General features: G+C 63.2%; 5 protein-coding genes. All 5 read left to right on the plus strand.

What is annotated here, in order from left to right; genetic code table 11:
• Nucleotides 1-76: 76 nt before the first annotated feature.
• The 5 genes from NPX02_RS18185 to lon all read left to right on the plus strand — a co-directional run bounded on the left by NPX02_RS18185 (nt 77) and on the right by lon (nt 8,326).
• The gene (locus NPX02_RS18185) at nt 77-2,185 is read left to right on the plus strand and encodes a putative bifunctional diguanylate cyclase/phosphodiesterase (protein WP_260295319.1); all 2,109 of its coding nucleotides are present in this window, start codon (nt 77-79) and stop codon (nt 2,183-2,185) included.
• A gap of 275 nt (nt 2,186-2,460) precedes the next feature.
• Nucleotides 2,461-3,699 (plus strand): ergothioneine biosynthesis protein EgtB, encoded by a 1,239-nt coding sequence (gene egtB, locus NPX02_RS18190; RefSeq protein ID WP_260295321.1) that lies wholly within the window; start codon nt 2,461-2,463, stop codon nt 3,697-3,699.
• Complete coding sequence (egtD, locus tag NPX02_RS18195; protein WP_260295323.1) at nt 3,699-4,655, plus strand: L-histidine N(alpha)-methyltransferase; 957 nt, start codon at nt 3,699-3,701, stop codon at nt 4,653-4,655. Before egtB ends, egtD begins: the two co-directional genes overlap by 1 nt.
• 380 nt (nt 4,656-5,035) lie before the next feature.
• The gene (rsmA, locus tag NPX02_RS18200; RefSeq protein ID WP_260295325.1) at nt 5,036-5,848 is read left to right on the plus strand and encodes a 16S rRNA (adenine(1518)-N(6)/adenine(1519)-N(6))-dimethyltransferase RsmA; all 813 of its coding nucleotides are present in this window, start codon (nt 5,036-5,038) and stop codon (nt 5,846-5,848) included.
• A 93-nt stretch (nt 5,849-5,941) separates the two neighbouring features.
• The gene (lon, locus tag NPX02_RS18205; protein WP_260295327.1) at nt 5,942-8,326 is read left to right on the plus strand and encodes an endopeptidase La; all 2,385 of its coding nucleotides are present in this window, start codon (nt 5,942-5,944) and stop codon (nt 8,324-8,326) included.
• Nucleotides 8,327-8,451 lie beyond the last annotated feature (125 nt).

An 8,451-nucleotide genomic window follows, 5' to 3' on the forward strand; every position in this document is an offset into this window, starting at 1 on the left:
TACCTTCATACACAGTAGTTTTCAGGGTTATCAAAAAAGGACCCCTCTGAGTCAGCGGTGCTGGCAGGCATGGATGATGCGTTATAACACCCCCCCTTCAGAGCACGTGCTGGCCCAGCAGATCAGTCTGCTGTACGCCAATGCCATGCCGGCCAACCTGACCGTGGCCGCCATCTCCATCCTGCTCTCCGTCAGCCTCTGGGACAAGCTGGAGCACCGGCTGCTGATCGCCTGGAACCTGACGATACTTCTCTCCGTCCTGCTGCGCACCTGGCTGCTGATCCGGCACGGGCTCGCCGCGCAGCGCCACCCGCCGGCGACCTGGGGGCGGCGCTATGTGCTGAGCACCCTGCTGGTGGGCGTCGCCTGGGGCGGCCTGCCCCCGCTAATGCTCACCTCCGACGACACCTTCGTCCACTTCGTCATCTTTCTGGTGATCTTCGGCACCATCTCGGTGGCGGTGCCGGTACTCGCCGCCAGGCTGCCCGCTTTCTTCGCCTACGTGCTGCCACAATCGCTTTCTCTGGTGGCGGTGCTGGTCATCCAGAATACACAGTGGAGTCTGCTGCTGAGCATCGCCACCCTGATCTATACCGGGCTGATTGCCGCCACCAGCCGTAACATGAACCGGCAGATCCGCCACTCCATCGAACTGGAGACCCACAACCAGTCACTGATCGACGACCTGAGCGGCGAGGTGACGCAACGCCGGGCGGCGCAGGAGGCGCTGGAACGGCACAGGACGCAACTGGAAGACCAGGTCGAGCGGCGTACCCGGGAGCTGACCCGCACCAACGAGAGCCTGGAGAAACAGATTGCCATCCGCAAACATGCGGAGAAAAGCCTGAAACACCTGGCCCATCACGACACCCTGACCAATCTCCCCAACCGGCTGCTGCTGGATGCGCGGATGGAGCACGCCATCAAACATGCCCGCCGCAACCAGGGCCGGCTGGCCCTGCTGTTCCTGGATCTGGACAACTTCAAGCACATCAACGACAGCCTGGGCCACATGACGGGCGACCGGTTACTGCAGCAGGTCACCGGGCGTCTGCTTTCGATCACCCGGGAAGATGACACCATCGCCCGGCTGGGGGGCGACGAGTTTGTCCTGCTGATGGAGGAGGTCAGGGATACCGCCGACATCATCTCGCTTGCGCAGAAGATCCTCGACAAGCTCAACGAACGCTTCGAGATCAACGGTCAGTCGATCTTTGTCGGCGGCAGCATCGGTATCAGCCTCTATCCCCAGGATGGCGAAACCGCGGAGACCCTGCTGAAAAACGCCGACGCCGCCATGTATCGCACCAAGGACGAAGGGCGCAACAGCTACAACTTCTACACCCGGGAGATGACCGCCTCCGCCTATGACCGGATCACCCTGGAGGGGAGCCTGCGCCGGGCCATCGAGCAGGATGAGCTGATGGTCTACTATCAGCCGCAGAAGTCCCTCGCCACGGACCGCTATGTGGGCCTGGAGGCGCTGGTGCGCTGGCAACACCCGGAACAGGGCACCCTGCCCCCGGCACGCTTCCTCCCGGTGGCCGAGGCCTCCGGACTGATCGTTCCCCTCGGCAACTGGGTACTGAAAAGCGCCTGCCGCCAGATGGTGGAGTGGCAGCGCATCGGCCTGCCGATCGATACCGTTTCGGTCAACCTGGCGGGCAAGCAGATCCGCCGCGACGATCTGGTGGAGAGTATCGCCAACGTCCTCGACGAGACCGGCTGCCGGCCGGAGTGGCTGGAGCTGGAGGTGACCGAAGGCTTTATCATGAGCGAGATACACGCCTCCATCGATGCCCTGCGCCAGTTGCGGGACATGGGGATCAAACTGGCCATTGATGACTTCGGCACCGGCTATTCATCCCTCAGCTATCTGAAAAAACTGCCCATCCACCGGCTCAAGATCGACCGCTCCTTTGTCCAGGACCTGGCCGATGACAACGACGACGTCGCCATCGTCAAGGCCATCGTCAGCCTGGGCCACAGTCTCCAGCTGGAGATCATTGCAGAGGGGGTGGAGACCCCGTACCAGGAGAATTTCCTGCGCCAACTGGGGTGTGAAATGGGTCAGGGGTATCTCTACAGCCAGCCGCTGCCGAGCGCACAGGTCGAGCTCCTGGTGCGCAACCATAATCAGCGTTACTCCGCGCAATCACAGCCTGCCGTCCGACCGCGGTATTAGGGCGCACGTAAGCATAATTTTGCTGTTTCGTAGGGTGGGTTAGCGGCGCACAGGCACCACACTTCCAGACCACGACAACACCCAGGCGCCGCGTAACCCACCAACTCCCCGGCCGCCAAACGGTGGGTTACGGCGCGCGCGCAGTACAAAGCGAACGGCCAGCCCCTGCGCAGGGCGCACCTAACCCACCCTACAAAACTGTCATCAGACCGCGGGCCAGGATCGGAAAAATTGGGCTATGGTTACAGGAAGGCCGGAGAGCACAGGTATCCGCGATGAGTAGGGAGACACTACTGGAAGATTACCGCCGTATCAGGGGCTTCAGCGAGCGGGTGTGTCGACCGCTGGCGGTTGACGATTACCAGATCCAGTCCATCACCGAGACCAGCCCGCCGAAATGGCATCTGGCCCATGTCAGCTGGTTTTTTGAAACCTTTGTCCTGGGCCACTTCAAACCGGACTACGTCCCGTTCGATCCCGATTTCCACTACCTGTTCAACAGCTACTACTACACCGTCGGCGCCATGCACCCACGCCCCCGGCGCGGACTGCTTGCGCGCCCCACCCTGGAGCAGGTGCTGGCCTACCGCCGCCATGTCGACAGCCGGATGGAGGCGTTGATCGGCGACGCTGAAAGCGCCGAAAGGGAGGGGTTCTCGTTCCGCATCACCCTGGGGCTGCAGCATGAACAGCAGCACCAGGAACTGCTGCTGATGGATATCAAGCACAATTTCTCGGTCAATCCCCTCCGCCCCGCCTACCGCACGGACCTCGCGGCGCCGCCCGGCGAGGCCCCGCCGGTCCGCTGGCTGGCACAGGAGGGCGGACTGCACTCCATCGGCCACGGCGGCAGCGGCTTCGCCTACGACAACGAGACCCCCCGCCACTCCGTACTGATCCACGACCATCGGCTAGCCGACCGGCTGGTGACCAACGCCGAGTACCTGGAGTTCATCGAAGATGGCGGTTACGGCAACCCCGCGCTCTGGCTCGCCGACGGCTGGTTCCGGCTGCAGCAGGAGGCGTGGCAGCAGCCGCTGTACTGGGAACAGCGGGATGGCGTCTGGCGGCAGTTCACCCTGGGCGGCGAGCGCCCGCTCAATCCCCATGAACCGGTCTCTCATCTCAGCTTTTACGAGGCCGACGCCTATGCCCGCTGGAGCGGCAAACGCCTGCCCCGGGAGGAGGAGCTGGAGCTGATCCTGGACGAGCAGCCGATCGCGGGCAACTTCGTCGACAGCGATCTGCTGCACCCGGCCCCGGCGGGACCCGACGGCCAGTGGTACGGTGACCTCTGGGCCTGGACCGCTTCGCCCTACACCGCCTATCCCGGCTTCCGTCCGCTGGCCGGCTCCATGGGCGAATACAACGGCAAGTTCATGTCCAGTCAGATGGTGTTGCGCGGCGGTTGCTGCGCCACCTCCGCCGCCCACATGCGCCCCAGCTACCGTAACTTTTTTTATCCCCATGAACGCTGGATGTTCTCCGGACTGCGCTTGGCAGAGGACGCCTGATGGCCAAGAAAATCACCTTTCACGACCACAAACCGAAGACCCTGAGCCTGCAGGATGCGGTCATCGAGGGCTTCTCGGGGCGATACAAGTCTATCCCGCCGAAGTTCTTCTACGATGCGCGCGGTTCGGCGCTGTTTGCCGCGATCTGTGAACAGCCCGAGTACTACCCGCCCAATATCGAACAGACGATGCTCACCCGCCTGGCCGGCGAGATCGCGGAACTAACCGGCACCGGCCGTGTCGTTTTTGAACCCGGCGCCGGCGCCGCTACCAAGATTCGTTTGCTGCTGGACGCCCTGAAACCGGTCGCCTATGTGCCGATGGATATCTCCTGCGAATTCCTCAAGCAGGCCGCCGCCGAACTGGTGGACGAATTTCCCTGGTTGCCGGTGCACGCCGCCTGCGTCGACTTCACCCACTCGCTGCCGATACCGGAGACCGTCCCGGCGGGTCCCCGGCTGGCCTTCTTCCCCGGCTCCAGCATCGGCAACTTCTCGCCCCGCGAGGCCTGTGAATTCCTCACCCTGGTGGGCGACAAGATCGGCCGTGACGGCATGCTGTTGATCGGCGTCGACACCAAAAAGGACCCCGGCATTCTGCATGCGGCCTACAACGACGCCGCCGGGATCACCGCCGCCTTCAATCTCAATCTGCTGCGGCGGATGCGCAACGAGGTCGGGGTGGAGTGTGAACCCGAGAACTTTGCACACCGGGCCTTCTACAACCGGGAGCTGGGACGTATCGAGATGCACCTGGTCAGCCGCTGCCGGCAGACCCTGCGGCTGAACGGTTACCGCTTCGAACTCGGGGCGGGAGAGACCGTCCATACCGAGAACTCCTACAAGTATGCGCCGGAGGAGTTCCTGGCCCAGGCCAGCCGGGCGGGACTGCGCCAGGTCCGCCACTGGGTCGGGGAGCGCGGGCTGTTCGCCCTCTATCTGCTGGCGCCCGCCTGACCCGGCGGTCCTTCCGTAAACACCAAGATAACCACCCCATAAGGGGTTGGTAGTAGGTGCGTTATCCCCTGCTGGGGGCGTCTGCGGCAATGGATGGCCGCTGCGAGCCCCCAGGGTTTACGGCGTCCCCCAGCAGGGGGTAATGCACCCACGGAGGTGGTTATCTTGGTGCTTACGTTCTCCCCGCCCCCCCGACGGGTGACCGATGCCGCCCGACCACCCGACACCCCGCACATCTAGTGGTATCATGAGCGCGATATCGCGAGGGGTCGGAGTCAAACCGCCCGATAAAATGCAGCCTCCGCTCTGGAGTGCGCGGTTTGACTCCGACCCCGGTATAGCCCGAAACGATCGGCACCCCACCAGCGAAAACAGATAATATGAACATAAAACCCAGACCACCCCATCAGGCCAAGAAGCGTTTTGGCCAGAACTTCCTGCACGATCCCGGCGTGATCCAGCGCATCATCGCCAGCATCCATCCAAGGCCGGACGAGCATCTGGTGGAGATCGGTCCGGGTCACGGCGCCATAACCCGGGAGCTGCTGAAAAGGTGCGGCCGGCTGGATGCGGTGGAACTGGACCGGGATCTGATTCACCCCCTGGCGGTCAGCTGCGCCGGGCTGGGCGAACTGAACATCTATAACAGCGATGCGCTCAAGTTCGATTTCGCGTCGCTGGCCGGCGATGGCCGCCCGCTGCGGCTGGTGGGCAATCTGCCCTACAACATCTCGACCCCGATCCTGTTTCACCTGCTGCAGTTTGCCGACATCATCCGCGACATGCACTTCATGCTGCAGAAAGAGGTGGTGCAACGGATGGCCGCCGGGCCGGGCGGCAAGACCTATGGCCGCCTGTCGGTGATGATGCAGGCCTGGTGCGAGGTGGAGGCCCTGTTCGAGATCGGCCCCGGCGCCTTCAAGCCGGCACCCAAGGTGGACTCGGCCATCGTGCGGCTGATCCCCCACGCGCAGCCGCCCCATGTCATCGACGACCCGGCGCACTTCGCCCGCCTGGTCACCAGCGCCTTCTCCCAGCGCCGCAAGACCCTGCGCAACAGCCTCGGCAAATTGGTGGACGCCGAGCTGATCGTTGCCGCCGGGATCGATCCGTCACTGCGGGCGGAACGGCTCTCCCTGGCCGATTTCGTGCGCCTCTCCAACCTGGCTTGTAAAACCGCACCACCAGCCTGATATAACCTATCTGGACAGGTACACCCCAGAGATGAAAAAAAACAGCCGCCCCGGCCTACCCGGCAATTATAAAAACGAGAGTGGACTAGAAGCATGAATGACGACGCCATCAACGCCGACACCCTGGACATCATCACCGACCATGTACTGGCCCGTCAGGGAGATGTACTCCCGGGCGTGATCCACCTGCTGCCGGTGACCACTCGCCCGTTCTTCCCCGGACAGGCCGTGCCGCTGCTGATGAACGACGAGCATTGGGAAGAGACCATCAGCGCCGCGCATGAATCCAGCCAGTCGATTCTTGGTATCGTCATGACCGATGCCACCACCTCGGAAGAGGCGGTGCCGAGCGACTTCCGCTACATCGGCACCGCCTGCAAGATCCACCGCGTGCAGAAGGTGGAGGGCCGCCTGCAGGTGCTGGTGGAGTGTCTGCAGCGCTTCCGGATCGATCATTTTGTCTCCCGTAGCGCCCCGTTCAAGGCCCAGGTCCACTACTTCACCGAAGAGTCCTCGGCACCCAGCGACGAGATCAAGGCCTATGCCATGGCGGTCATCAACACCATCAAGGAGCTGGTGCCGCTGAATCCGCTGTATGGCGAGGAGTTGCGCATCTTCCTCGACCGGCTGGGACCGGATGACCCCTCCCACCTGGCCGATTTTGCCGCCAGCCTCACCACCGCCGACCGCTTCCAGCTGCAGGAGGTGCTGCAGGAGGTCGACCTGCTGCCGCGCATGGAAAAGGTGCTGCTGCTGCTCAATAAAGAGCTGGAACTGGCCAAGGCGCAGAACGAGATCCGCAAGACGGTGGAGGACAAGATCAACACCCATCAGCGGGAGTTCTTCCTGCGAGAACAGCTCAAGGCGATCCAGCAGGAGCTGGGGTTGGAGAAGGATGACCGCACCGCTGAACTGGACAAGTTCAGAGAGCGCCTGGAGCAGCTGGTGCTGCCGGATACGGCGGGCAAGCGGCTGGACGAGGAGATGCAGAAGCTCTCGATCCTGGAAACCGGCTCACCGGAGTACGCCCTGACGCGCAACTATATCGACTGGATCACCCTGCTGCCGTGGGGCAGACACAGCCCGGACAAGCTCGACCTGGGTGCGGCGCGCAAGGCGCTGGACAAGGATCATTACGGACTGGACGACGTCAAGAAACGGATCCTGGAATTCCTCGCCGTGGGCATGATGAAAGGCGAGGTCAGCGGCTCCATCATCCTGCTGGTGGGCCCGCCGGGCGTGGGCAAGACCTCCATCGGCAAATCGATCGCCGACGCCCTGGGACGCAGTTTCTTCCGCTTCTCGGTCGGCGGCATGCGCGACGAGGCGGAGATCAAGGGCCACCGGCGCACCTACATCGGCGCCATGCCGGGCAAATTCATCCAGGCGATGAAGGAGGCGGAGACTGCCAACCCGGTGATCATGCTGGATGAGATCGACAAGATCGGCGCCTCCTTCCAGGGGGATCCCGCCTCGGCCCTGCTGGAGGCGCTGGACCCGGAACAGAACAGCGACTTTCTCGACCACTACCTGGACCTGCGCTTCGACCTTTCCAAGGTGCTGTTTGTCTGCACCGCCAATCAGCTGGACACCATCCCGGCCCCGTTGCGCGACCGCATGGAGATCATCCCGCTCTCCGGCTATATCGCCCAGGAGAAGCTGCAGATCGCCCGCAAGTACCTGCTGCCCCGGCAATTGCGGCGGGCCGGCCTGAAGCGCAACCAGCTGAAGCTCAACAGCGTGGCCCTGAAATCGATCATCGAGGGCTATGCCCGGGATGCCGGGGTGCGGCGGCTGGAGAAGCAGATCGGCAAGATCGTGCGCAAGGCGGTAGTCAAGATCCTGGACCAGACGCCGACCCCGATTGTCGTGGAAGAGGCGGATCTGAAGGAGTATCTGGGCAGCCCGATCTTCCGCGACGAACGCAACCTGACCGGCCCCGGCGTGGTCACCGGACTGGCCTGGACCGCCATGGGCGGGGCGACCCTGAGCATCGAGGCCGCCCGCACCCACAGCTACACCCGGGGCTTCAAGCTGACCGGCCAGTTGGGCGACGTGATGCGCGAATCGGCCGAGATCGCCTACGGTTACGTGATGGCCAATGCCACCCGCCTGGGGGCCGATCCGGAGTTTTTTGAAAAGAGCTTCATCCACCTGCACGTACCGGCCGGTGCCACGCCCAAGGACGGCCCGAGCGCCGGCATCACCATCGCCTCGGCGCTGCTTTCACTGGCGCGCAATCAGCCGGTGCGGCATATCGCCATGACCGGCGAACTGACCCTGACCGGCCATGTCTTCCCGATCGGCGGAGTGCGGGAGAAGATGATTGCCGCGCGCCGTGCCCGCATTCGCGAGCTGATCCTGCCGGAGGAGAACCGGGGCGAGTATGACGAGGTACCCGAGCATATCCGCAAAGGGATCAAGGTTCACTTCGCCTGCGGCTTTGACGACGTCGCACCGCTGTTGTTCAAGAAATGACCGGCTGACTCACCAGCTCCAGATCGGGTCGGACATTGCTTAATTCCCGGAGGGGTCGGAGGCAAATTGGATGGACGTTGTCGTGCGAACGGCCGCGTTTCCTTGATTAAATTTGACTCCGACCC

It is taken from the genome of Sedimenticola hydrogenitrophicus, from assembly GCF_025175675.1.
Lineage (GTDB): Bacteria > Pseudomonadota > Gammaproteobacteria > Chromatiales > Chromatiaceae > Sedimenticola > Sedimenticola hydrogenitrophicus.

Excerpts from the sequence above, each read along its gene's own strand:
- egtD (WP_260295323.1), top strand. The coding sequence starts at position 3,699 with ATGGCCAAGAAAATCACCTTTCACGACCACAAACCGAAGACCCTGAGC.
- NPX02_RS18185 (WP_260295319.1), top strand. The coding sequence starts at position 77 with ATGCGTTATAACACCCCCCCTTCAGAGCACGTGCTGGCCCAGCAGATC.
- lon (WP_260295327.1), top strand. The coding sequence starts at position 5,942 with ATGAATGACGACGCCATCAACGCCGACACCCTGGACATCATCACCGAC.
- egtB (WP_260295321.1), top strand. The coding sequence starts at position 2,461 with ATGAGTAGGGAGACACTACTGGAAGATTACCGCCGTATCAGGGGCTTC.
- rsmA (WP_260295325.1), top strand. The coding sequence starts at position 5,036 with ATGAACATAAAACCCAGACCACCCCATCAGGCCAAGAAGCGTTTTGGC.